Annotated in this window: 22 protein-coding genes, 2 tRNA genes and 1 other annotated feature; of the genes, 10 read left to right on the top strand and 14 right to left on the bottom strand. The window is 56.7% G+C overall.

Annotated features, from left to right (window positions below; translation table 11 throughout):
- Positions 1-13: 13 nt before the first annotated feature.
- From hisIE to hisL, 9 genes are all read right to left on the bottom strand, one after another.
- Entirely contained in the window at positions 14-625 is a 612-nt protein-coding gene (hisIE, locus tag ACQG0S_RS14235) for a bifunctional phosphoribosyl-AMP cyclohydrolase/phosphoribosyl-ATP diphosphatase HisIE (protein WP_023306558.1), read from the bottom strand.
- Positions 619-1,395 (bottom strand): imidazole glycerol phosphate synthase subunit HisF, encoded by a 777-nt coding sequence (hisF, locus tag ACQG0S_RS14230; protein WP_063137666.1) that lies wholly within the window; start codon positions 1,393-1,395, stop codon positions 619-621. The genes hisIE and hisF overlap by 7 nt, the downstream gene beginning before the upstream one ends.
- On the bottom strand, positions 1,377-2,114 hold the full coding sequence (gene hisA, locus ACQG0S_RS14225) for a 1-(5-phosphoribosyl)-5-[(5-phosphoribosylamino)methylideneamino]imidazole-4-carboxamide isomerase (RefSeq protein WP_032654196.1): 738 nt from the start codon (positions 2,112-2,114) through the stop codon (positions 1,377-1,379). The genes hisF and hisA overlap by 19 nt, the downstream gene beginning before the upstream one ends.
- Positions 2,114-2,704: an imidazole glycerol phosphate synthase subunit HisH gene (gene hisH / locus ACQG0S_RS14220; RefSeq protein WP_023300527.1), complete on the bottom strand. Its 591-nt coding sequence runs from the start codon at positions 2,702-2,704 to the stop codon at positions 2,114-2,116. Before hisH ends, hisA begins: the two co-directional genes overlap by 1 nt.
- Positions 2,704-3,771 carry a bifunctional histidinol-phosphatase/imidazoleglycerol-phosphate dehydratase HisB gene (hisB, locus tag ACQG0S_RS14215; RefSeq protein WP_063137665.1) on the bottom strand — a complete coding sequence of 356 codons (1,068 nt, stop codon included), beginning with the start codon at positions 3,769-3,771 and terminating at the stop codon, positions 2,704-2,706. Before hisB ends, hisH begins: the two co-directional genes overlap by 1 nt.
- Positions 3,768-4,829 carry a histidinol-phosphate transaminase gene (hisC, locus tag ACQG0S_RS14210; RefSeq protein WP_022648605.1) on the bottom strand — a complete coding sequence of 354 codons (1,062 nt, stop codon included), beginning with the start codon at positions 4,827-4,829 and terminating at the stop codon, positions 3,768-3,770. The genes hisB and hisC overlap by 4 nt, the downstream gene beginning before the upstream one ends.
- Positions 4,826-6,130, bottom strand: coding sequence for a histidinol dehydrogenase (gene hisD / locus ACQG0S_RS14205; protein ID WP_023300525.1), 1,305 nt, complete (start codon positions 6,128-6,130; stop codon positions 4,826-4,828). Before hisD ends, hisC begins: the two co-directional genes overlap by 4 nt.
- Positions 6,131-6,135: 5 nt before the next feature.
- Positions 6,136-7,035 carry an ATP phosphoribosyltransferase gene (gene hisG / locus ACQG0S_RS14200; RefSeq protein ID WP_032623983.1) on the bottom strand — a complete coding sequence of 300 codons (900 nt, stop codon included), beginning with the start codon at positions 7,033-7,035 and terminating at the stop codon, positions 6,136-6,138.
- A gap of 45 nt (positions 7,036-7,080) precedes the next feature.
- Positions 7,081-7,204 (bottom strand) — a sequence feature (His leader region).
- Complete coding sequence (gene hisL / locus ACQG0S_RS14195) at positions 7,180-7,230, bottom strand: his operon leader peptide (protein ID WP_099516347.1); 51 nt, start codon at positions 7,228-7,230, stop codon at positions 7,180-7,182. (Overlaps the previous feature by 25 nt.)
- Before the next feature lie 172 nt (positions 7,231-7,402).
- On the opposite strand from hisL, the gene ACQG0S_RS14190 reads away from it, so the two are divergent.
- The 4 genes from ACQG0S_RS14190 to ACQG0S_RS14175 all read left to right on the top strand — a co-directional run bounded on the left by ACQG0S_RS14190 (position 7,403) and on the right by ACQG0S_RS14175 (position 10,828).
- Positions 7,403-8,227: an SDR family oxidoreductase gene (locus tag ACQG0S_RS14190; protein WP_006811206.1), complete on the top strand. Its 825-nt coding sequence runs from the start codon at positions 7,403-7,405 to the stop codon at positions 8,225-8,227.
- Between the two features lie 41 nt (positions 8,228-8,268).
- A complete protein-coding gene (locus tag ACQG0S_RS14185; protein WP_048966313.1) occupies positions 8,269-9,198 on the top strand; it encodes a LysR substrate-binding domain-containing protein in 930 nt (309 codons plus the stop codon).
- Between the two features lie 219 nt (positions 9,199-9,417).
- The gene (yoeI, locus tag ACQG0S_RS14180) at positions 9,418-9,480 is read left to right on the top strand and encodes a membrane protein YoeI (protein WP_099458931.1); all 63 of its coding nucleotides are present in this window, start codon (positions 9,418-9,420) and stop codon (positions 9,478-9,480) included.
- Positions 9,470-10,828 (top strand): APC family permease, encoded by a 1,359-nt coding sequence (locus tag ACQG0S_RS14175; RefSeq protein WP_022648602.1) that lies wholly within the window; start codon positions 9,470-9,472, stop codon positions 10,826-10,828. The genes yoeI and ACQG0S_RS14175 overlap by 11 nt, the downstream gene beginning before the upstream one ends.
- A 121-nt stretch (positions 10,829-10,949) precedes the next feature.
- Here the strand turns inward: ACQG0S_RS14175 and sbcB are convergent, their stop codons facing one another.
- Positions 10,950-12,386, bottom strand: a complete 1,437-nt coding sequence (gene sbcB, locus ACQG0S_RS14170) for an exodeoxyribonuclease I (protein WP_414629779.1) — start codon at positions 12,384-12,386, stop codon at positions 10,950-10,952.
- Positions 12,387-12,583: 197 nt separating this feature from the next.
- Between sbcB and dacD the strand changes: the two genes are divergently transcribed.
- The 4 genes from dacD (at position 12,584) to ACQG0S_RS14150 (ending at position 15,975) form a co-directional block, all read left to right on the top strand.
- Positions 12,584-13,750 carry a serine-type D-Ala-D-Ala carboxypeptidase DacD gene (gene dacD, locus ACQG0S_RS14165; RefSeq protein ID WP_048966315.1) on the top strand — a complete coding sequence of 389 codons (1,167 nt, stop codon included), beginning with the start codon at positions 12,584-12,586 and terminating at the stop codon, positions 13,748-13,750.
- 118 nt (positions 13,751-13,868) lie between these two features.
- Positions 13,869-14,342, top strand: coding sequence for a DNA gyrase inhibitor SbmC (sbmC, locus tag ACQG0S_RS14160; RefSeq protein WP_022648599.1), 474 nt, complete (start codon positions 13,869-13,871; stop codon positions 14,340-14,342).
- A gap of 91 nt (positions 14,343-14,433) precedes the next feature.
- Positions 14,434-15,492, top strand: coding sequence for an FUSC family protein (locus ACQG0S_RS14155; RefSeq protein ID WP_022648598.1), 1,059 nt, complete (start codon positions 14,434-14,436; stop codon positions 15,490-15,492).
- 147 nt (positions 15,493-15,639) lie between these two features.
- Entirely contained in the window at positions 15,640-15,975 is a 336-nt protein-coding gene (locus ACQG0S_RS14150; RefSeq protein WP_000450410.1) for a DUF496 family protein, read from the top strand.
- Positions 15,976-16,111: 136 nt separating this feature from the next.
- On the opposite strand, the gene ACQG0S_RS14145 is transcribed toward ACQG0S_RS14150, so the two are convergent.
- Positions 16,112-16,187: transfer RNA gene (locus ACQG0S_RS14145), tRNA-Asn, on the bottom strand.
- 226 nt (positions 16,188-16,413) lie between these two features.
- Here ACQG0S_RS14145 and emmdR point away from each other — a divergent pair.
- Both emmdR and ACQG0S_RS14135 read left to right on the top strand, forming a co-directional pair.
- Positions 16,414-17,832, top strand: a complete 1,419-nt coding sequence (gene emmdR / locus ACQG0S_RS14140; RefSeq protein WP_048966117.1) for a multidrug efflux MATE transporter EmmdR — start codon at positions 16,414-16,416, stop codon at positions 17,830-17,832.
- Between the two features lie 103 nt (positions 17,833-17,935).
- Positions 17,936-18,011, top strand: a tRNA-Asn gene (locus ACQG0S_RS14135).
- Positions 18,012-18,153: 142 nt separating this feature from the next.
- On the opposite strand, the gene ACQG0S_RS14130 is transcribed toward ACQG0S_RS14135, so the two are convergent.
- From ACQG0S_RS14130 to shiA, 3 genes are all read right to left on the bottom strand, one after another.
- The gene (locus ACQG0S_RS14130) at positions 18,154-19,926 is read right to left on the bottom strand and encodes an aminopeptidase P family protein (RefSeq protein WP_048966841.1); all 1,773 of its coding nucleotides are present in this window, start codon (positions 19,924-19,926) and stop codon (positions 18,154-18,156) included.
- Positions 19,927-19,941: 15 nt separating this feature from the next.
- Entirely contained in the window at positions 19,942-21,396 is a 1,455-nt protein-coding gene (locus ACQG0S_RS14125; RefSeq protein ID WP_022648595.1) for an AMP nucleosidase, read from the bottom strand.
- Positions 21,397-21,472: 76 nt separating this feature from the next.
- Positions 21,473-22,789: a shikimate transporter gene (gene shiA, locus ACQG0S_RS14120; protein WP_022648594.1), complete on the bottom strand. Its 1,317-nt coding sequence runs from the start codon at positions 22,787-22,789 to the stop codon at positions 21,473-21,475.
- Between the last annotated feature and the right edge of the window lie 151 nt (positions 22,790-22,940).

The raw sequence follows: 22,940 nt of genomic DNA, 5'->3' as shown, positions 1-22,940 counted from the left end.
CCCCGGTCTTTTTTTATTTATGCCGTTTCCGCAGATTCTCAATCACCGTCGTTAAATCCAGCTCCTGATCCTGAAGCAGCACCAGCAGGTGATACATCAAATCCGACGCTTCGTTCGTCAGCTCCTCCCGATCATGCACGGTGGCCGCCAGCGCCGTTTCAACGCCTTCTTCACCCACTTTCTGCGCAATACGTTTGGTGCCGCTGGCGTACAGCTTCGCCGTGTATGAGCTCTCGGGATCCGCTGATTTACGCTCTGCCAGCAGCTGTTCCAGCTGATAGAGGAACAGCCACTGATGGCTCGCCTCGCCGAAGCAGCTACTGGTGCCTTTGTGGCAGGTCGGCCCAATCGGGTTGACCAACACCAGCAGGGTGTCGTTGTCGCAGTCAGGCGTAATGCTGACCACATTCAGGAAGTGACCCGAGGTTTCCCCTTTCGTCCACAGACGCTGCTTGGTGCGCGAGAAAAACGTCACCTTGCCGCTGTCGAGCGTTTTTGCCAGTGCCTCCTGGTTCATGTATCCCAGCATCAGCACTTCGCCTGAAACGGCATGCTGTACAACCACCGGCAGTAATCCGTCAGTTTTTTCCCAGTCCAGCTGCGCCTGTTGTTGCTCTGTTAACATACCCTGATCTCCACGCCCTGGTCGGCCAGGTACGTTTTTAACTCACCAATATTGATAATCTGTTTGTGGAACACGGAAGCGGCCAGCGCGCCGTCTACGTTCGCATCGCGGAAGGCTTCAAGGAAGTGTTCCATGGTGCCCGCGCCGCCGGAGGCAATCAGCGGAACCTGGCAGACCGCGCGCACTTTTTTCAGCTGCCCGAGGTCGTAACCGTTACGAACGCCGTCCTGGTTCATCATGTTCAGCACGATTTCACCCGCACCGCGTTTTTGCACTTCCTGCACCCAGTCCAGCGTCTCCCATTGGGTGACGCGCGTGCGGCTTTCGTCGCCGGTGTACTGGTTAACGTGATATTTGCCCGTTGCGGTATCAAACCAGGTGTCGATCCCCACGACAATGCACTGCACGCCAAAGCGGTCCGCCAGACGCGTAATCAGCTCCGGATCTGCGAGCGCAGGGGAGTTAATCGAAATTTTGTCCGCACCGAAAGAGAGAATTTTCGCCGCATCGTCAGCAGATTTAATCCCGCCCGCCACGCAGAAGGGAATATCAATCACCTCTGCCACGCGCGCCACCCAGCTTTTGTCCACCACGCGGCCATCGCTGGAGGCGGTGATATCGTAAAATACCAGTTCGTCTGCGCCTTCTTCGGCATAGCGTTTAGCCAGGGGAACGATGTCGCCAATGATCTCGTGGTTGCGGAACTGCACGCCTTTTACAACCTGACCATCACGCACGTCCAGGCAAGGAATTATCCGTTTTGCCAGCATTGAATCGCCTCCTTCACCGTAAATTTGCCTTCCAGCAGCGCGCGACCCACGATCACGCCGCGTACACCGGTTCCGCGCAGAGCGGCGATATCCGCCAGGTCGCCGATACCGCCAGAGGACTGAAACGCCACCTGCGGATAACGCGCGCAAACCTCTTCATACAGTGAGACGTTAGAGCCTGCGAGCGTACCATCGCGTGAAATATCCGTGCACAGCACATGCTTCAGCCCTACCGGGAGATACATCCCGACCAGCTCTTCCAGCGTTACGCCGGAGTTTTCCTGCCAGCCGCTGACCGCGACCTGCTTGTTACCCTGCGCGTCAATGCGCACATCCAGCGCCAGCACCAGCGCATCCGCGCCGAAGCGGCGGAACCAGCCCTTGACCGTCTCAGGATCTTTCACAGCGGTCGAACCGACTACCACGCGCGCCACGCCCGCGTCCAGTAAGGCGGCAACATCGGCTTCCGTACGCACGCCGCCGCCCACCTGCACCGGGACGTCCACGCCAGCCACCAGTGTTTTAAGCAGTGGGATCTGGCGTTTGGCCGGATCTTTCGCGCCGGTCAGATCGACCAGGTGCAACACCTCAGCGCCCTCCGCGGCGTAAGCCTGTAACCGCGGCAGCGGGTCGTTGCCGTAGTCGCGCTGCTGTCCGTAATCGCCCTGGTGGAGACGAACAACCGTGCCGTCAATTAAATCTAAAGCGGGAATTATCATCACATCTCCAGGAAATTTTTCAGCAGCTGCGCGCCGGCGGCGCCGGAGCGTTCCGGGTGAAACTGCACGCCGTAAAAGTTATCTTTCTGCACGGCGGCGGTGAACGCCTCGCCGTAATTGCACTGGGCGATGGTGTAGGTATTCACGGGCATGGCGTAGCTGTGAACGAAATAGAAGTACGCGCCGTCTTCGATTCCCTGGAACAGCCTGTTGCCCGCTTTCGGATAAACGCGATTCCAGCCCATGTGCGGCAGCGGCAGGCCGTGGTCGGTCATTTTCGGCACGTCTTCTTCAATAATGCCCAGCAGATCAACGCCATTGCTCTCTTCGCTTCGGCGGCCAAGCAGCTGCATGCCGAGGCAAATGCCCAGCACCGGTTGAGTACAGGCTTTGATGAGTTCAACCAGCTCGCGCTCGTGGATCTGATCCATCGCCGCCTGGGCGGTGCCTACACCCGGCAGAAAGAGTTTATCCGCGCGCAGCACCACGTCCGGGTCGCGGCTTACCACCGGCTCGTAGCCGTGGCGCATAATCGCCGACTGTACGGAGTTCAGGTTGGCGCATCCGGTGTCCAGAATCACCACGTTCATTACAGCACTCCTTTCGACGAGGGAAGGGCGTCACCTTCCACGCGGATCGCCTGGCGCAGGGTACGGCCAAAGGCTTTGAACAGGCTCTCGACGCGGTGATGATCGTTTTTGCCTTTGGTTTTCAGGTGCAGCGTCAGGCCCATGGTGTAAGAAAGCGAGCGGAAGAAGTGCTCCACCATCTCGGTGCTGAGATCGCCCACGCGCTGGTAGGTGAAGTCGGCTTTATATTCCAGGTGCGGACGCCCGGAGATATCCATCGCGCAGCGCGCCAGGCACTCGTCCATCGGCAGAACAAAGCCGAAGCGGTTGATGCCGCGTTTGTCGCCGAGCGCCAGCTTCAGGGCTTCGCCCAACGCCAGGCCGGTATCTTCCACGGTGTGGTGATCGTCGATATACAGGTCGCCCTTAACGGCGATCTCCATGCGGAAGCCGCCGTGAGTGGCGATTTGATCCAGCATATGGTCGAAGAAACCGACGCCGGTGTGGATCTTGCTGCCGCCTTCACGATCGAGCCAGACCTTCACGTCGATCTGCGTCTCTTTGGTGTTGCGTTCAACGTGAGAATAGCGGTCGCGTCTGGTGAGCTGCTCGCTAATCATCGCCCAGTTTAGCGTGTCGCGGTTATAGCGCAGACCCGCAATGCCCATGTTTTCCGCCAGCGTGATATCCGTGACGCGATCGCCAATCACATAGCTGTTGGCTTTATCCAGCGCCTCTTCAGCCAGATAACGTTCAACAAGCTTCAATTTTGGCTTGCGGCAGTCGCACTCGTCGGCAGGCATATGCGGGCAGATCAGCACCTCGTCGAAGGCGATGCCCTGCGAGGTCAGCACCTGCATCATCAGGTTGTGCGGGCCGTCAAAGTCCGCCTGCGGGAAGCTGTCGGTGCCCAGACCGTCCTGGTTGGTGATCATCACCAGCTTATAGCCTGCTTTCTGAAGCTTCAGCAGCACCGGGATCACGTCGGGTTCAAACGCCAGCTTGTCGAAACGATCGACCTGAAAATCGCTGGGTGGCTCCGAGATGATGGTGCCGTCACGATCGATAAAGAGATACTTCTGACTCATACTTTCTCCGCTTTCAGGGCGTCAATCACGCGCTGGCTCTCCGCGCGGGTGCCGACGGTAATACGCAGGCAGCCGCTCAGGGTAGGTTGTTTATTCTGGTCTCGTAAGATGATGCCCTGATCCCACAACGATTTAAATATCGCGCTTGAGGCGGTGAAGCGCACCAGGATGTAGTTGGTCTCCGAGTCGAACACCTGCTCCACGCACGGAATCGTTTTCAGGGCATCGACTAGATATTGACGCTCCTCCAGGATCTGCGCCACACGCTCGCGCATCGCGCTGATGCCCTGCGGGGCCAGCGCCTGTGCCGCAATATCGGCAACCGGCGTTGAGAGCGGATACGGGGCGATCACTTTTAGCAGCAGGTCGATAACCGCTTTATTTGCCAGCGTAAAACCGCAGCGAAGACCGGCGAGAGCGAACGCTTTGGACAGAGTGCGCAGCACAACGAGATGCGGATACTCTTCAAGCCAGCCTGCCAGTGTCGCCTGCGGGCAGAACTCAATGTAGGCTTCGTCGGCCACAACCAGCGCTTTGCCGCGCGTCATTTCCAGCAGGGAACGGATATCCTGCGGATTGATAATCTGCCCGGTGGGGTTGTTCGGGCTACAGACAAACACCACCTTCACGCCGTCAAGGTTATCGGCGATGCCCTGCAAATCCAGCTGCCAGTTGTCGAGCGCCTGTACGTTGCGGCAGGCCACGCCAAAGGTTTCGGCGCTGACGCTGTACATCCCGTAGGTGGGCTGGCAGTACATCACCGCGTCTTTGCCCGGCTCGCAGAAGGCGCGGATCAGCAGCTCAATCCCTTCATCCGCCCCACGGCTGACCAGCACCTGCTCAGGCTTCACGCCTGCATACTGCGCATAGTTCTCGATCACCGCTTTCGGCTGACACTCCGGGTAGCGGTTCAGCGTCTGCTGCGAGAGCTCAAAGGCCACCGCCGTGGGGTATTCGTTGGCATTCAGCCAGACGTCGCCGTTCCCGCCGAGACGACGCGCAGACTGATAGGGCGTCAGGCGACGGACATTTTCGCGGGCTAATTCTTCGATGTTCATGCTTGCTCCTTCAGGGCGGCAACGCGCAGCGTCACGGCATTTTTGTGGGCAGTCAGGCGCTCGGCGGCGGCCAGGGTTTCAATGGTCGACGCCAGCGAGGCAAATCCCTCGCGGGAGAGTTCCTGCACGGTCATGCGCTTCTGGAAATCCGCCAGCCCCAGGCTGGAGCAGGTTGAGGTATAGCCATACGTGGGCAGCACGTGGTTGGTGCCGGAGGCGTAATCCCCGGCGGATTCCGGTGACCAGTCCCCGAGGAACACCGAGCCTGCGCTGGTTATGCTGTCGACCAGATCGCGCGCGTTGCGGGTCTGAATGATCAGGTGCTCCGGCCCGTACTGATTGGAGATGGCGATGCACTGGTCGATATCGCGAGCCACAATCAGTCGGCTGGCCGATAGCGCCTGACGCGCCGTTTCCGCACGCGGCAGGTCGGCCAGCTGACGCTCAACGGCCTCGCCCACGCGTTTTGCCATGTCGGCATCTGGCGTCAGTAAAATCACCTGCGAGTCAGGGCCGTGCTCGGCCTGCGAGAGCAGGTCAGAGGCCACGAAATCCGGTGTAGCGCCGCTGTCGGCAATCACCAGCACTTCAGACGGACCGGCAGGCATATCAATCGCCGCGCCGTCCAGACGCTGACTGACCTGGCGCTTCGCTTCGGTAACGTATGCGTTGCCAGGGCCAAAGATTTTGTCGACTTTGGGAACAGACTCCGTCCCGAACGCCAGGGCGGAAATCGCCTGCGCACCGCCCACTTTATAGATCGCCTGCACGCCGCACAGCTTCGCCGCATACAGGATCTCATCGGCGATCGGTGGCGGAGAGCAGAGCACCACCTTCTGACAACCGGCAATACGTGCCGGAGTGGCCAGCATCAGGACGGTCGAAAACAGCGGGGCAGAGCCGCCAGGAATATAGAGGCCAACGGACGCCACCGGGCGCGTCACCTGCTGGCAGCGCACGCCGGGCAGGGTTTCCACATCCACCGCCTGCAATTTCTGCGCGGTGTGGAAGGTATCAATATTTTTCACCGCGACGGCCATAGCCTGTTTGATCTCATCCCCAAGGCGGCTTTCCGCCCCGGCGATCTCCTGCGCGGTGACCTGTAACGCGTCGACCTCAGTTTTATCAAACTTCGCGCTGTACTCACGCAGCGCGTCGTCTCCGCGGGCTTTGACGTTATCGAGGATCTCCGCCACGGTGCGGGTGATGCTCTCCGAGGCGGAAATTGCCGGGCGCATCAGCAGCTCACGCTGTTGCGCGTCGCTACAGGTATTCCAGTCGATGATTGTGTTAAAGCTCATGGTCGTTACTCCATCATCTTCTCAATTGGCAGCACCAGAATAGAACTCGCGCCCAGCGCCTTCAGTTTTTCCATCGTTTCCCAGAACAGGGTTTCGCTGCTCACCATGTGCATCGCCACGCGCTGCTGGTCGCCCGCCAGCGGCAGAATGGTTGGGCGCTCAGCACCTGGCAGCAGGGCAATCACTTCGTCCAGGCGCTCGGTTGGCGCATGCATCATGATGTATTTGGATTCACGCGCCTGAATCACGCCCTGAATACGGGTCAGCAGCTTGTCGATGAGCTGCTGTTTAGCCTCCGCCATCTCGCCGTCGCGCTGGATAAGGCACGCTTTGGAGCGGTAGATCACCTCCACTTCGCGCAGGCCGTTGGCTTCCAGCGTGGCGCCGGTGGAGACGAGGTCACAGATGGCATCGGCCAGGCCCGCACGCGGCGCCACTTCAACAGAGCCGTTCAGCAGACAAGATTTAAACTGCACGCCTTTTTGATCGAGGTAACGCTTCAGCAGGTGAGGGTAAGAGGTGGCGATACGTTTGCCGTTCAGCGCGGCCGGGCCATCCCAGGCTTCATCAACCGGCGTGGCCAGCGACAGGCGGCAGCCGCCAAAGTCCAGACGACGCAGGGTAAAGTAGCGCGGATCTTCGCCCTGCGCGCGGCGGGTTAATAACTCTTCTTCCAGTACGTTTTCGCCGATGATGCCGAGGTCAACGACGCCATCCATGACCAGGCCCGGAATATCGTCATCACGTACGCGCAGAATGTCGATCGGCATATTTTCAGCCAGGGCGATCAGGCGCTGGGTGTGCAGGTTGATTTTAATCCCGCAGCGGGCCAGCAGTTCGCGTGAATCGTCGCTTAAACGGCCTGATTTTTGAATAGCTATGCGTAAACGTGAGTTATCTAACATTCTGTGTTCCTCGTTAACCTGTTTTAACCTGTCTGAATGCGGACCAAAAAAAAGCCCCCGGAAGAAGATCTTCCGGGGGCTTTTTCATGCGTTCATGCACCACTGGAAGATCCAAACGTCTTCCAGCACACATCGCCTGAAAGACTAGTCAGGATGATGGTGATGATGGTGGTTTTTAAAAGGAACGCGTGTCATATAAATTCTCGTTGAATGCTTATGCATTTGATGTCTTTTAACCTAAACCAGTTGTACGCCATAAAGCAAGGGCTTTTTTTGATCATTAATTCATTTCATATTGATGGTATGAATTGTGCGTTCCATAAGGCTGGCGTAGCCTTATAACAGGCGTCGTTAAGCGGAGAATGTCATGAAAAAGGTCGCGATTGTCGGATTAGGGTGGTTAGGAATGCCACTGGCGATGTCATTAGCCGCGAAAGGCTGGCAGGTGACAGGGAGTAAGACCACGCGGGACGGGGTTGAGGCGGCGCGCATGTGCGGCATTGATGGTGTCGAGCTGCGTCTCGAACCCGAGCTTATCTGCGATACCGACGAGCTGGATGAACTGATGAATGTGGACGCACTGGTCATTACCTTACCGGCGCGGCGCAGCGGGCCGGGCGAGACGTTTTACCTGCAGGCGGTGCAGGAGATTGTCGACAGCGCCCTGGCGCACCATATTCCGCGTATCATTTTCACCAGCTCGACCTCCGTCTATGGCGATATCGACGGTACGGCGAAAGAAAACACCGAGCGCCGTCCGGTAACCGCCAGCGGACGGGTACTGAAAGAGCTGGAAGACTGGCTGCACAATCTGCCTGGCACGCAGGTGGATATTTTACGCCTCGCCGGGCTGGTGGGGCCGGGGCGTCATCCGGGACGCTTCTTTGCCGGTAAATCCGCGCCGGATGGTCAGCACGGCGTTAACCTTGTACACCTAGAAGATGTTATCGGTGCGATAGAGCTGCTTTTACAGGCTCCGAAAGGGGGGCACATCTATAATATATGTGCGCCTTCGCATCCGCCACGCAGCACCTTTTATCCGCTGATGGCGCGCCAGCTGGGTCTGGCGCCGCCGGTGTTCAGTGAGGCGCAGGGGGAGCGCAAAGGCAAAATTATTGATGGCAATCGTATTTGCCATGAACTGGGATTTGAATATCAGTATCCCGATCCGCTGGTTATGCCCATGGAATAATTGCGCCGGCGGAGGCCATCGCACACCGCAAGGGGGCGAAGATGAAACCGTTGCTGGATGTTCTTGTTATTCTGGATGCGCTGGAAAAAGAGGGGAGCTTTGCCGCCGCCTCGGCGAAGCTCTATAAAACCCCTTCGGCTCTGAGCTACACCGTGCAAAAGCTCGAGAGCGATCTTAATATTCAAATTCTTGACCGCACTGGCCATCGCGCGCGTTTCACCCGTACTGGGCAGATGCTGCTGGAAAAAGGGCGTGACGTGCTGCATACGGTTCGCGAGCTGGAAAAACAGGCCGTCAAACTTCATCAGGGCTGGGAAAATGAGCTGGTGATTGGGGTTGATGATACTTTCCCTTTTTCGCTGCTTACCCCGCTTATTGAGGCGTTCTATCAGCGCCATAGCGTCACGCGGCTGGTTTTTATCAACGGCGTGCTGGGCGGCTCGTGGGATGCCTTAACGCAGGGCAGGGCGGATATCATCGTTGGAGCGCTGCATGAGCCTCCTCAACTGAGTGAATTTGGTTTCGCCCGGCTGGGCGTTCTGGAGCAGATCTTTGCCGTTGCGCCTCACCACCCGCTGGCGAATGAACCGGAGCCTGTTTCAAGACGCGTCATTAAAAACCATCGCGCCATTGTGGTGGGAGACAGCTCCCGCCCCGAGTGCGGCATTTCATCGCAGCTTCTGGATGAGCAGGAGGCCATCACCGTTTTTGATTTTAAAACCAAGCTGGAACTGCAAATAAGCGGCCTGGGGTGCGGCTACCTTCCCCGTTATTTAGCACAGCGCTTTACTGAAAGCGGCGCGCTGGTGGAAAAACAGGTTTTAGCGCAGAGCAGTAACGAATCGGTATGGGTGGGCTGGAGTGAACAGACCGCCGGGCTTGCCAGCGCCTGGTGGCGAGACGAAATTTTAGCAAATAGTGCTATCGCGACAGTTTACACTCAGGCAGATGATGGGAAATCAACCAGTTAGTAAAATTAATTTATGGGCAGGTTTCTCAATGTATTGCCTTTTGTATCTAGAATAGGGCAAAATGCCGCCGCTGCAAACAAATGAATAATCGACGATATAAAAGGCGTCGGTTATTTTTTTTTGCATGTACGAAACGAAACTAAAAACCAAGAGGCCGGGCTTCGTACCGGATAGATATTTACTAAAATCCGACAGTTGTTGTCGCTGAGGAAGAAAGAAATGGGGCAATTTTTCGCTTACGTGGCGGTTATCACCGTAAAGGAGAATAACTATGTCGCATAACGCAACTCCAAACACCTCTCGCGTGGAATTACGTAAAACGCTTACGTTGATTCCGGTTGTTATGATGGGCCTTGCCTATATGCAACCGATGACGCTGTTCGATACATTCGGTATCGTATCAGGCCTTACTGACGGTCACGTTGCAACGGCGTACGCCTTTGCACTGGTCGCCATTCTCTTTACAGCGCTGAGCTACGGTAAACTGGTTCGCCGTTTCCCGTCCGCAGGCTCTGCGTACACCTATGCTCAGAAATCCATTAGCCCGGCTGTTGGCTTTATGGTGGGCTGGTCATCACTGCTGGACTACCTGTTCATGCCGATGATCAACATTCTGCTGGCAAAAATTTACTTCGAAGCGCTGGTGCCTTCCGTACCGTCGTGGATCTTCGTTGTGGCGCTGGTGGCCTTTATGACCATCTCTAACCTGCGCAGCATCAAGACCGTGGCTAACTTCAACACCCTGATCGTGATCCTTCAGATGGGGATTGTTGCGGTTATCGTTGGGCTGATCATCTACGGCGTTTCCCACGGTGAAGGCGCAGGTACGCTGACCAGCACCCGTCCGTTCTGGTCTGAAGGTGCGCACGTTGTGCCGATGATCACCGGGGCGACTATCCTGTGCTTCTCGTTTCTGGGCTTCGACGGTATCTCTTCTCTGTCTGAAGAGACCAAAGATGCCGAGCGCGTGATCCCGAAAGCGATTTTCCTGACCGCGCTGATTGGCGGCCTGATCTTCATCGGTGCGTCTTATTTCTTACAGCTGTATTTCCCGGATATCTCTCGCTTTAAAGATCCGGATGCATCGCAGCCTGAAATCATGCTGTACGTGGCAGGTAAAACCTTCCAGTGGGGCGTGCTGATCTTCTCCAGCGTCACCGTACTGGCATCCGGTATGGCAGCGCACGCGGGCGTTTCTCGTCTGATGTACGTGATGGGCCGTGACGGTGTGTTCCCAACTCGCTTCTTTGGTTACGTGCATCCGAAATGGCGTACCCCGGCGTGGAACGTGCTGCTGGTGGGCGCGATTGCCCTGCTGGCGATCAAGTTCGACCTGGTAACGGCCACTGCGCTGATTAACTTTGGTGCGCTGGTGGCGTTCACCTTCGTTAACCTCTCCGTGATTTCGCAGTTCTGGATCCGTGAGAAGCGCAACAAGACGCTGAAGGATCACATCAACTATCTGGTGCTGCCAGTGTGTGGTGCCCTGACGGTGGGCGCCCTGTGGATCAACCTGGAAGAGAGCTCAATGGTTCTGGGTCTGATCTGGGGTGCAATCGGTCTGATTTACCTGGCTTGCGTAACGAAGAGCTTCCGCAACCCGGTTCCTCAGTACGAAGACGTCGCGTAAGACTGTGTCGGGTGGCGGCTATGCTCAACCCGACCTACAGTTTTGTAGGCCGGGTAAGCGTTAGCGACACCCGGCAAAAAAAAGCCGGAGACATCGCCTCCGGCTTTTTTGTACCCGCTACTCAGACAATCTCTTGCGCGTACTGGAACAGCGCTTTCAGCAGCGCCTGTTTCTCAGCATCCCCTTCATACTGGCCGTAAAGCATCTCCAGCTCCTGGGCATAGCTATTAAGAAACTCCGGTGTAAACACGTTGCGCCGATGCTGTAACCAGCGCTCCTGCTCTGCTTCATCCAGCGAGCCGGGATAGTTGCGCGCACGGTAGTTAAACATCAGCTTCTCAATACGCTTATCTGCGAAGGTGATATCCAGCGCAGGCAGGTTACGCGGGTCGGTTTGCAGCACGATGTTCATCGCCGCGCGATCGGCATCGCTGAAGAAGCCGTTATAAAGCTGCGCATCCACATTATCAGACGGCACGAACGGCTCTGCTTCGGCAAAAATGGCGACGACTTTCTCGCGCACCTGCGGGTTGTCGCGCAGCACTTTCAGGTTATCGAGGCAGTGCTGACGGTTAATCCCCAGCCGGTCGGCGTCTTCCGGACGCAGCGTGTTGGCCTGCGCAAGCACCGGGCATTTATTGATGTGCACCAGTTTTACCGGTACGGCTGGCAGGTCACCCAGCGCCTCTTTCGGCGTATAGAGCCGTTCACGTAAGGTGTCGCTGTCGAGCTCAAGCAGCGGCGAGATATTCCCGGCAAGATCCACCATGATGACGGCGTTACGGTTGTCCGGATGCCAGGCAAGCGGCGCCACCCAGCTTGTGTTCCCGCGCCACGCGCCGAACATCCCTGAAATATGCACCAGCGGTTTCATCTGCGGCACGTCAATCAGCGTCATCAGCTTTTGCTTGCTGCGATGGCTCAGCAGATACTCAAACAGGCGAGGCTGCGCGGTTTTTACGAGCTTCGCCATAGCGATGGTCGCGTAGACGTCTGCCATCGCGTCGTGGGCGTTGCTGTGCTCGATGCCGTTGGCCCGCGTCAGGTGCTCGAGCCTGAAGCTCGGCAAGCCGTCGTCGTTCTCCGGCCAGTTAATTCCCTCCGGGCGCAGCGCATAGCAGGCGCGCATAATATCCAGCAAATCCCAGCGCGAATTGCGGTTCTGCCAGCTCCAGGCATAGGGATCGTAGAAGTTGCGGTAGAAGATATTGCGCGTCACTTCATCGTCAAAACGGATGTTGTTGTAACCCACCACGCAGGTATCAGGCACCGTGAACAGGTCGTGGATGCGACGGGCAAATTCTGCTTCGCTAACGCCTTTATCCCGCGCTTCCTGAGGCGTGATGCCCGTCACCATCACCGCGCCCGGCTGCGGCAGGTAGTCATCGGCGGGTTTACAGTAAAACACCTCGGGTTCGCCGATGACGTTAAATTCGTCATCGGTTCGGATAGCCGCAAACTGCGCCGGTCGGTCCAGCGCCGGATGGGTACCAAAGGTTTCGTAATCGTGGAACAAAAAAGTCGGGCGCGCGGCAGAGTCAGACACCAGTAATCTCATCCTGTTAAAAATTGACGTCTCTATGGTAAACGATTGGGGTGAGCAGTCCGAATAAAAAGCACCTTCAGGCAAGAAATTTGCGAGATTTGTTCCGAAAAAATCTGCGTGCTGTCACATTTTTTTGCAATTAAGGCAGGTAACGACATCAGAACTCCCGTAAAAAGGTCATCGATTTTTACTGACCTGAGGATATACCGTTGAAACGCCGTCTGTTTATTGCTGTTTCTTTACTCGCTTCGAGTATTTCATCCGCGCTGGCTGCCGAGCCGCTGGATTTTTCACCTCAGCCGCCTGCCATCCAGGCAGGATCCTGGGTATTGATGGATTACACCACGGGTCAAATCTTAACGGCGGGCAACGAACATCAGCAGCGTAATCCGGCGAGCCTGACCAAACTGATGACGGGGTACGTTGTCGATCGTGCCATTGATAGCCACCGCATCAGCCCCGATGACATTGTGACGGTCGGACGTGACGCCTGGGCAAAAGGCAATCCGGTCTTTGACGGTTCGTCTCTGATGTTTCTGAAGCAGGGCGATCGGGTTTCTGTGCGCGATCTCAGCCGCGGCCTGATTGTTGATTCCGGCAATGACGCCTGCGTGGCGCTGGCGGATCACGTGGCGGGCGGTCAGCCGCAGTTCGTCAGGATGATGAATGACTACGTTGAAAAGCTGAACCTGCGCGATACCCACTTCGAAACCGTACACGGGCTGGATGCACCCGGTCAGCACAGCTCCGCTTATGATCTCGCCGTGCTTTCCCGGGCCATCATCCACGGCGAGCCTGAGTTCTACCACATGTACAGCGAGAAGAGTCTGACCTGGAACGGCATCACTCAGCAGAACCGCAACGGCCTGCTGTGGGATAAGACCATGAACGTGGATGGTCTGAAAACGGGACACACCTCGGGCGCGGGCTTTAACCTGATCGCCTCCGCAGTGGATGGTCAGCGTCGACTGATTGCGGTGGTGATGGGGGCAGACAGCCCGAAAGGACGTGAAGATCAGGCGCGCAAGCTGCTCCACTGGGGACAGCAAAATTTCGATACGGTGCAGATCCTGCATAACGGCAAAAAAGTGGGAACCGAACGCATCTGGTATGGCGATAAAGAGCAGATCGCGCTGGGCACGGATCAGGATTTCTGGCTGGCATTACCCAAAACGGAAGTGCCGAACATCAAGGCGAAATATGTAATGGATAAAAAAGAGCTGGAAGCGCCGATCGCCGCGCATCAGCGGGTAGGGGAGATCCAGCTGTATGATCGTGACAAGGTGGTAGCGCACTGGCCATTGGTTACGCTGGAGCGCGTTGAAAAGGGCGGCCTTTTCTCCCGCCTCGGCGATTATCTGCATCATAAATTCTAACCTTTTCGGGCAGACTGTCAGTGTTGCGAGTCTGCTCACATAATAAACACTCCTGGTTTGCCGATAATCTCGATTCTGCTTTATAGTGTATATATATACAGTAATAAACGGAGGCAGCATGGACTACAGCATCAGGCAGCAACAGAAACGTACGATCGCTGGCTTTCATCTCGTGGGGCCGTGGGAAAAGACGGTCAAGCAGGGATTTGAACAGCTGGTTATGTGGGTAGATGGACGTCATATTCAGCCGCAGGAGTGGGTGGCCGTTTATTATGACAATCCGGATGACGTGCCGGCAGAAAAGCTTCGCTGCGTTACCGCCGTAACGGTAGCGGACGATTTCACTATCCCTGATAACAGCGAAGGGGTAATGCTGACCGAAATTGCTGCCGGAGAGTATGCTATTGCCGCCGCGCGCGTCGAAAATCATGATTTCGCCACCCCGTGGTATCAGTTCTTCAACTCCCTGCTGGAAGACAGCAAATTCCAGATTGCGCCAAAACCCTGCTTCGAACGCTATCTGAACGATGGCAATGCTGACGGCTACTGGGATATTGAGATGTTTGTACCGGTAGAGCACAAAGTGGGATAATCCTGCGAAACGCAGGGTTTTTCAGCCGGGCGCGATCCACCCGGCTGAAAACACAGTACAATTGTGGTTTGCCGTAGAGCTGGAGACGGGTGTGCGCCCCGACAAGTCATTAACCCCTTTTGAAATTCGGTTATACAAACATTATCGCGTGGTGCACGGTTGCCGCATTGCGCTGGCGTTTGTGCTGACCTTCGTACTGGTTCGTTTGCTGGATATCCCGGAAGGAACGTGGCCGCTGATCACGCTGGTGGTGGTGATGGGGCCGATCTCATTCTGGGGGAACGTGGTCCCTCGCGCTTTCGAACGCATAGGCGGTACCGTTTTAGGCTCGGCGCTTGGGCTTATCGCCCTGAAGCTGGAGCTAATTTCATTTCCGTTCATGTTGCTGTGGTGCGCGGTGGCGATGTTTCTTTGCGGATGGCTGGCCCTCGGCAAGAAACCGTATCAGGCGCTGCTGATTGGCATTACGCTCGCGGTAGTGGTCGGCGCACCGGCGGGCGATATGACCACCGCATTGTGGCGAAGCGGGGACGTGATCCTCGGCTCGTTGCTCGCCATGCTGTTTACCGGCATCTGGCCGCAGCGCGCCTTCCTGCACTGGCGCATTCAGATGGCAAACTACGTCACGGCATTTAACCGGGTTTACCAGGCCGGGTTTTCGCCGAATCTGATTGAGCGTCCGCGGCTGGAAAAGCACCTGCAAAAAATCCTTAATGATGTGGTCAAAATGCGCGGGTTAATTACCCCGGCAAGCAAAGAGACGCATATCCAGAAAGCCATTTTTGAAGCCATTCAAACGGTCAGCCGTAATCTGGTCTGTATGCTTGAACTGCAAATCAATGCCCACTGGGCCTCACGCCCCAGCCATCTTCTGATGCTCAACGCGCATACGCTGAAAGAGACGCAGCAGATGACGCAACAAACCCTGCTGACCATCGCTCATGCACTTTACGAAGGTAACCCACAGCCGATACGGGCGAACAGCGAGCGGCTGAATGACATCGTCATCGAGCTCAAACAGCTGATGAATGAGCGTCAGGGCGACAATGTGTCGGAAACGCCCATCCACGGCTATGTCTGGCTGAGTATGGAGCTGGCGCGACAGCTGGAGTTGTTATCGCAGCTGATTTGCCGGGCACTGCGCAAATAAAAAGCGTATGTGATGCCTGCTGCTTCGATTCAGCAACAATTAGGGTTATGATGGTTTTAAACGATATACTCATTGTCATTCGCAGCCGCTGTCTGTTAAAACGGTTGCTTTAACGAATCCGAATCTCACATTATCAGGGGTGTAAAAATGGAAACTACCAAGCCTTCGTTCCAGGATGTTCTGGAGTTCGTCCGCCTGTTCCGCCGCAAAAACAAGCTACAGCGCGAAATCCAGGACGTAGAGAAGAAGATCCGTGACAACCAGAAACGTGTCCTGCTGCTGGACAACCTGAGCGACTACATCAAGCCAGGTATGAGCGTTGAAGCCATTCAGGGCATCATCGCCAGCATGAAGAGCGATTATGAAGATCGCGTTGATGACTACATCATCAAAAACGCTGAGCTGTCCAAAGAGCGTCGCGACATTTCCAAAAAGCTGAAAGTGATGGGCGAAATCAAAAACGTCGACGCTAAAGGCGAGTAATCGCATACTCTGTTGCCCGGTGGCGCTGCGCTTACCGGGCCTACAGGACCCTAGGTCGGGTAAGCGTAGCGCCACCCGACAATTTACATGGTGCAGAAAAGCAAAAAGCCTGCTCTAAAAGCAGGCTTTTTAAATTTGGCTCCTCTGACTGGACTCGAACCAGTGACATACGGATTAACAGTCCGCCGTTCTACCGACTGAACTACAGAGGAATCGTTGTGGAGGCTTATCTTAGCGGCGAAAAAACTTTTGTCAAACCTGATCTCAGGCAAAAGTGATTGTTTGATGATTCTGTCGTCATTTTGTTGTAAATCCAAACATAATTTTATGGAAAATACTTTGCAGGATACGCATTTCTGCCCCATCATTTGAAATGGAGTTTCAACTTTCTCGTTAAGGCCCATTTTGAACGTCACCGCACCCCTGCGCCAGGCGATTATGCGCACGCCCTGGTATGCAAAACGTAAGAGTTATCGAGTTCTGTTCTGGCGTGAAATCACCCCCCTTGCTGTGCCTATTTTCCTGGAGAATACCTGCGTCCTGTTGATGGGGGTGTTAAGCACCTTCCTGGTGAGCTGGCTCGGTAAAGAAGCCATGGCCGGGGTAGGGCTGGCGGACAGTTTCAACATGGTTGTGATGTCCTTCTTTGCCGCTATCGATCTCGGTACAACGGTAGTGGTGGCGTTTAGTCTTGGGAAACTTGATCCAAAACGCGCCCGGGAGGCGGCCAGACAGTCGCTGATGATCATGACCCTCTTTTCGATCATCCTGGCGGCGGTTATCCATTATTACGGCAAAGAAATTATCGACATCGTCGCGGGTGAAGCGACAAGTGAAGTGAAGGATCTGGCGCTCACCTATCTGGAAATGACGGTGCTGAGCTATCCGGCGGCTGCCATCGCGCTGATTGGTAGCGGTGCGCTTCGTGGCGCAGGGAATACCAAAATTCCGCTGTTAATAAACGGCGGCATGAACATCCTGAACATCATTATCAGCAGCGTTTTGATTTACGGCGTCTTTTCCTGGGAGGGGCTGGGCTTTGTCGGCGCGGGATTAGGGCTGACCATTTCCCGCTATATTGGTGCGGCGGCGATAATCGGCGTGCTGATGGCGGGAATTACGCCATCGCTGCGCTTGACGCTTAAAAGCTATTTCCGTCCGCTTAACTTCGCCATTATCTGGGAAGTGATGGGGATCGGTATTCCGGCCAGCATCGAATCCGTGTTGTTTAACGGTGGGAAACTGCTGACGCAGATGTTTGTTGCCGGGATGGGAACAGACGTCATCGCCGGCAACTTTATTGCCTTCTCCATCGCCTCGCTCATTAACCTGCCCGGAAACGCACTGGGATCGGCGTCGACGATCATCACCGGCAGACGCCTCGGAAAGGGGCAGATAGGGCAGGCGGAACGGCAGCTTCGGCATGTCTTCTGGCTTTCAACCATTGGACTGACGGCGATTGCGTGGGGAACTGCGCCTTTAGCCGGGCTGATGGCCTCGTTCTATACGCACGAAAATGACGTGAAAGAGGTCGTGAAGGTGCTGATTTGGCTCAACGCGGCGTTTATGCCAATTTGGGCCGCGTCCTGGGTACTTCCTGCCGGGCTGAAAGGGGCGCGCGATGCCCGGTTTGCGATGTGGGTCTCCATGCTCGGCATGTGGGGCTGCCGCGTCGTGGCGGGCTACACGCTGGGGGTAATGTTAGGTATGGGCGTTGTCGGCGTCTGGCTGGGGATGTTCCTTGACTGGGCCGTGCGCGGGGCGCTGTTCTACTGGCGCATGGTGAGCGGACGCTGGCTGTGGAAATATCCGCGAAAAAAAACGGAGCAGGAGGTTTCGGAAACGGCAAGTGCCTGACAAATGTGCGAAGTGGAGAATAAATCGGCAAACGATTGAAAATCTGCATTCACCCTTTGACATCCTCAGGGCGCATCGATAATATGCGCCCCGTTCACACGATTCCTCTGTAGTTCAGTCGGTAGAACGGCGGACTGTTAATCCGTATGTCACTGGTTCGAGTCCAGTCAGAGGAGCCAAATTTAAAAAGCCTGCTTTTAAGCAGGCTTTTTGCTTTGCTGCGTTCAGTAAAATTGTCGGGTGGCGCTCCGCTTACCCGACCTACAAAAACATCGAATCGTAGGCCGGGTAAGGCGAAGCCACCACCCGGCAAAAGCCGCACTATCCGTTCACACGAATTGGCGCCGTTGCCTCCACCAGCCACGGCCGCGCATCGCTGTCCACCCGGGGTGAAAGCGCCTCTCGTACCTGCTGGTGGTACTCATCCAGCCACTGTTTTTCTGACTCGCTCAACAGATGCAGCTCCACCTGGCTTAAATCGATTGGGATCAGCGTCAGCGAGGCAAACTTACAAAATCCCGGACGGCTTTCGACAATCTCCACCTGGTTTTCAATGCGAATACCGTGGCTATCGCCCAGGTAGTAACCCGGCTCAATGGTCATAATATTGCCCGCCACCAGCGGCCACGGGTTGACCTTTTGCGCAAAACGGTGCGGGTTCTCGTGGATCAGAAGCTGATGCCCTACGCCATGACCGGTGCCGTGGTCGTAATCCAGTCCCAACTCCCACAGCGGACGGCGCGCAAAGGCATCCAGCTGGTGCCCCTGAGTGCCGGACGGGAACTGAAGGGTAATCAGCGACAGGAAGCCTTTAAGCACTGCGGTGTAGTGCAAACGCTGCTGTGGATCGACCTTTCCCCAGGCCAGGGTACGCGTCGCGTCCGTGGTGCCGTTGCGGTACTGCCCCCCGGAATCATTCAGGTAAAAGTGGTCGTGGCCGATGGGCTTGTTGCTGGCCTCGCTTGAGTGGTAATGGCACATCGCCGCGTTACTCGCGGAAGCGGAAATGGTGGCGAAACTCGGCTCGACAAAGCCAGGCTGTTGCAGGCGGAACGCAAGCTGTTTCGCCTGCACGTCAAGCTCGGTCAGCGGCATTCCCGACGCGGCCCGCTGAGGAACTTCCCGGCTCAGCCAGGCCAGGAAATTCACCCATGCCGCACCGTCCTGGTGATGACATTCACGATAGCCCGCCAGCTCCACCGGGTTTTTCGTAGCTTTCATCAGGGTGATCGGGTCGGTCTGCCAGATAATTTCCCCCTGAGGTTCAACAGCAAAGCGTAACGCCACCGGTGCGGAATCGGGATCGATCATGATCCGCTTACCCTGCGCAAGCTGCCTACAGCGCGGGATAAAGGCTTCCTGAGGCGCAATCGTGAAGGCGTTCCGAACGGCATCCGGCAGCGCATTCAGCTTGCTGTCATCCACAAACCATTCCACCGCACCCTCGCGGCTCAGCAGGGCAAACGACAGAGGCACCGGGCAAAAGGGGATATCTGAGCCCCGCACGTTCAGCAGCCAGGCGATATTGTCCGGCAGGGTAACGGCCAGATAATCCGCGCGGTGCTCTGCAAGCACGGCGGCGGCGCGCTGGCGTTTGGCGGCGCTGCTTTCGCCGCTGATGTCTACAGGCATCTCGCGGATAAGCCCTGCGGGGGCGGCAGGGCGGTCAACCCAGAGGGTATCGAACGGAGAGCGCGCGAGCGGTACCAGTTCGCACGGCGTGGCCGAGAGCCGCGTAAACTCTGCATTGGTCATCAGCAGCGCATCAAAGCCGATGCGCGTGCCGGCCGCAACGTTTTTCGCCAGCCACTCGGCCAGCGGCTCGTTGTGCAGATGGTGGATCTCCACCTCGTGGAGATTGACCTGTACGCGGGCCTGAACCTGATAGCGTCCGTCAACAAACAGCAGCGCTCTGTCTTTCAGTACCAGCGCCAGCCCCGCCGAGCCGTCAAAGCCCGTCAGCCAGGCCAGCTTTGCATCATACGGTGCGCAAGATTCGCTCTGCCAGGCATCGGCGCGCGGCACAATCATCCCGTCGAGCTGATTGTCCTGTAGCCACTGGCGCAGGGCCGTAAGCGGTGATGTGGTGTGCATATTGTGTCCTTAGTATCACCTAAACGGTGGCTCATTGAAGGTGCGCAGCTTACGGGAATGCAGTTTGTCGCCCTCTGCACGCAGTAAATCGATGGCGCGAATACCAATCTGAAGGTGCTCTGAGATCGCCCCTTCGTAGAAACGGTTCGCCTGACCCGGCAGTTTGATCTCGCCGTGCAGCGGTTTATCGGACACGCACAGCAGCGTGCCGTACGGGACGCGGAAGCGGTAGCCCTGCGCGGCAATGGTGGCGCTTTCCATATCGATCGCGACCGCACGGCTGAGATTGAAACGCAGGGCGGAGGCGGAATAGCGAAGCTCCCAGTTACGATCGTCGGTGGTGACGACCGTACCGGTACGCAGGCGCTGCTTCACCTCTTCACCCGGCATGCCGCTCACCTCTTTGGTGGCGTCGTACAGGGCGCGCTGTACTTCCGCAATACTCGGGATAGGAATGTCCGGCGGCAGAACCGCGTCAAGGACATGGTCGTCACGCAGATAAGCGTGGGCGAGGACATAATCACCAATCAGCTGGCTTTCACGCAGGCCGCCGCAGTGGCCGATCATCAGCCAGACGTCCGGGCGCAGAACCGCCAGATGGTCGCAGATGGTTTTTGCATTCGACGGGCCAACGCCGATGTTAATCAACGTAATGCCCTGACCGTCGGCGGTGACCAGGTGCCAGGCGGGCATCTGGTGCTTTTTCCACGCCAGGTCGGAGATGGCCTCTTCCGGTGCTTCGGTTTCGGCGGTGATCCAGATCCCGCCCGCGCAGGAGAGAGCGATGTAAGGGCTGTCCGGGTCAAGGATCTGGCTACAGCCCCAGCGGACAAATTCGTCTACATAGCGGGTGTAGTTGGTAAACAGTACGAACGGCTGGAAATGTTCGGCTGGGGTGCCGGTGTAGTGGCGCAGGCGTGCCAGCGAAAAATCGACACGGCGGGCATCAAAGTGCGACAGCGGTGAAAACTCTGCCGGGTGATAGATCCCGTCCGCCGTCTCATCGCCAATCTGCGACAGCTCAGTGGTCGGGAAATGGCGGGTCAGCCCCGCGCTCATGGAGCGATCCAGCGTCAGCGCTGAGCCGTCTATCACGTACGGGTAAGGGATCTCGTGCAGGGACGGTTCAACGCTGATATGCGCGCCGTAATCCTGATACAGCAGGGTAAGCTGCTCTTCCAGGTAGGGGCGGAACAGCGCAGGACGCGTGATGGTCGTGCTGTAACAGCCGGAGTGGGTGAAACGCGCATAGGCGCGGGTTTTCGGATTGCTGCTGGCGCTGCCGTCCCAGGTGACAGAGAGCGATGGATAAACAAAAAGGCCCTGGGTTCTGGCCTTTTCATCGGGAAGTTTCCCTGTTTCGATATAGTCACTGATGGCGCTGCGCAGTGCATTGACGGACTGTTCATACAGCGCGTCGAGTTTTTCCAGCGCCTGAGCCGGGGTCAGGCTGGAGCCCTTATTATTCATGTCTGTCTCCTTGTTCCACAGGTGTGCGGCTATACCCGATAGTATGTCACACGCCTGTGAAACAAAAGTGAGGAGATCAGCTGTGCGCGGTTTCCTTCATCAACAGGGCGGTGGCAGCAGAAAGCAGGCAACCTGCCAGCAGATAAATCGCCACGCTATGCCAGTTCCCGCCGGAGAACGTCACCAGCGCGGCGGCGATAAACGGCGTAAACCCGCCGCCGACCACGCTCGCCACCTGATATCCCACGCCCGCGCCGCTGTAGCGGTAGCTTGCGCCAAACAGCTCGGTAAACATCGGCTGCTGCACGCAGACCACCATATCGTGAGCGATGTTCGCGAGCATGATCGCGAAGAAGACAATCCAGAAGACCGACTGGGCCTCCAGCGCCATAAAGAACGGCCAGGCGCTGAGTGTGCCGATAAGCGCCCCGGTGATATACACCCGTCGACGGCCAAAGCGATCCGCCAGCCAGGCGAAGCAGGGGATGGTCAGGCAGCTGATCCCGCCCACCACCAGGCCAATGTTCAGGAACAATTCCCGCGGCAGACCGAGGTTTTGAGTGGAGTAGTTGAGGGCGAAGGCGGTGACGATATACATCGTCAGCAGTTCGCACAGGCGCAGGGCGATAATTTTCAGAAAAGCGCCAGGGTGCTGCACCAGCGCTTCCATCACCGGCAGCCGTTTTTTCGCGACCGGTTTTTCGCGTTGCTGCTGCTCAAACTCAGCCGACTCTTCCATGCCGTTACGGATCCACAGGGCCACCACGACCAGCACAATGCTGAAGATAAACGGAATACGCCAGCCCCAGCTCAGAAACTGCTCGTCTGTCGTGAGCTGGCTAATGAGCGACACCAGGCCCGTGGAGAGCAGCAGACCCACGCCATAACCTACCTGCACGCCGCTGCTGTAGAACGCTTTCTTGTTCTTCGGCGCGCTTTCCACGGACAGCAGTGCCGCGCCGCCCCATTCACCGCCGACGGCAAAGCCCTGAATGGCGCGCAGCGTCACCAGCAACACCGGAGCCCACCAGCCAATCGAGGCAAAGGAGGGCAAAATACCGATCAGCGCGGTGGCAATGCCCATCATCCAGACGGTGAGCATCAGCATGCGCTTACGTCCAAGGCGGTCACCGAAGTGGCCGAAAATTATCCCGCCCAGCGGACGAAACAGAAAACCGACGCCGAAGGTGGCAAACGCAGCAAGCGTGCCCATGGCGGGGCTGATCTGAGGAAAGAATTCACGGTTAAAGACCAGCGCAGCGGTAATACCGTAGAGCAGAAAGTCATACCAGTCGACGACGGCGCCTGCGAAGCTACCTAAAGCGGCGCGGCGGGCGCGGTTAAGCGAAGGTGTCTCCTCGTTGCGGCGAGCGGAGATGAGGGTGGAGTCCATAGTTGTCCTGTCTGTACTGATTTTTAATTATTGGTATAAGAAAAGGTCACTCACGTTGCAGCCGTCATATTGACGGAACGTATGAGACTACCGCGACAGACGGCCTGAGAAAACGTTTTTATCTTTCCTGAAAGCGCAGAATCAATAAATT

Source organism: Enterobacter cloacae complex sp. 418I7 (assembly GCF_050030705.1).
GTDB classification, from domain to species: domain Bacteria; phylum Pseudomonadota; class Gammaproteobacteria; order Enterobacterales; family Enterobacteriaceae; genus Enterobacter; species Enterobacter intestinihominis.
Note: the sequence above shows the minus strand (reverse complement) of the source record. Positions and strands in the feature narration are given on the sequence as shown.

What these genes read in the sequence shown, in the direction of transcription:
- hisIE (WP_023306558.1), bottom strand. Translation starts at nt 625, where the DNA reads ATGTTAACAGAGCAACAACAGGCGCAGCTGGACTGGGAAAAAACTGAC.
- hisF (WP_063137666.1), bottom strand. Translation starts at nt 1,395, where the DNA reads ATGCTGGCAAAACGGATAATTCCTTGCCTGGACGTGCGTGATGGTCAG.
- hisA (WP_032654196.1), bottom strand. Translation starts at nt 2,114, where the DNA reads ATGATAATTCCCGCTTTAGATTTAATTGACGGCACGGTTGTTCGTCTC.
- hisH (WP_023300527.1), bottom strand. Translation starts at nt 2,704, where the DNA reads ATGAACGTGGTGATTCTGGACACCGGATGCGCCAACCTGAACTCCGTA.
- hisB (WP_063137665.1), bottom strand. Translation starts at nt 3,771, where the DNA reads ATGAGTCAGAAGTATCTCTTTATCGATCGTGACGGCACCATCATCTCG.
- hisC (WP_022648605.1), bottom strand. Translation starts at nt 4,829, where the DNA reads ATGAACATCGAAGAATTAGCCCGCGAAAATGTCCGTCGCCTGACGCCC.
- hisD (WP_023300525.1), bottom strand. Translation starts at nt 6,130, where the DNA reads ATGAGCTTTAACACAATCATCGACTGGAATACCTGTAGCGACGCGCAA.
- hisG (WP_032623983.1), bottom strand. Translation starts at nt 7,035, where the DNA reads ATGTTAGATAACTCACGTTTACGCATAGCTATTCAAAAATCAGGCCGT.
- ACQG0S_RS14190 (WP_006811206.1), top strand. Translation starts at nt 7,403, where the DNA reads ATGAAAAAGGTCGCGATTGTCGGATTAGGGTGGTTAGGAATGCCACTG.
- ACQG0S_RS14185 (WP_048966313.1), top strand. Translation starts at nt 8,269, where the DNA reads ATGAAACCGTTGCTGGATGTTCTTGTTATTCTGGATGCGCTGGAAAAA.
- ACQG0S_RS14175 (WP_022648602.1), top strand. Translation starts at nt 9,470, where the DNA reads ATGTCGCATAACGCAACTCCAAACACCTCTCGCGTGGAATTACGTAAA.
- sbcB (WP_414629779.1), bottom strand. Translation starts at nt 12,386, where the DNA reads ATGAGATTACTGGTGTCTGACTCTGCCGCGCGCCCGACTTTTTTGTTC.
- sbmC (WP_022648599.1), top strand. Translation starts at nt 13,869, where the DNA reads ATGGACTACAGCATCAGGCAGCAACAGAAACGTACGATCGCTGGCTTT.
- ACQG0S_RS14150 (WP_000450410.1), top strand. Translation starts at nt 15,640, where the DNA reads ATGGAAACTACCAAGCCTTCGTTCCAGGATGTTCTGGAGTTCGTCCGC.
- emmdR (WP_048966117.1), top strand. Translation starts at nt 16,414, where the DNA reads ATGCGCACGCCCTGGTATGCAAAACGTAAGAGTTATCGAGTTCTGTTC.
- ACQG0S_RS14130 (WP_048966841.1), bottom strand. Translation starts at nt 19,926, where the DNA reads ATGCACACCACATCACCGCTTACGGCCCTGCGCCAGTGGCTACAGGAC.
- ACQG0S_RS14125 (WP_022648595.1), bottom strand. Translation starts at nt 21,396, where the DNA reads ATGAATAATAAGGGCTCCAGCCTGACCCCGGCTCAGGCGCTGGAAAAA.
- shiA (WP_022648594.1), bottom strand. Translation starts at nt 22,789, where the DNA reads ATGGACTCCACCCTCATCTCCGCTCGCCGCAACGAGGAGACACCTTCG.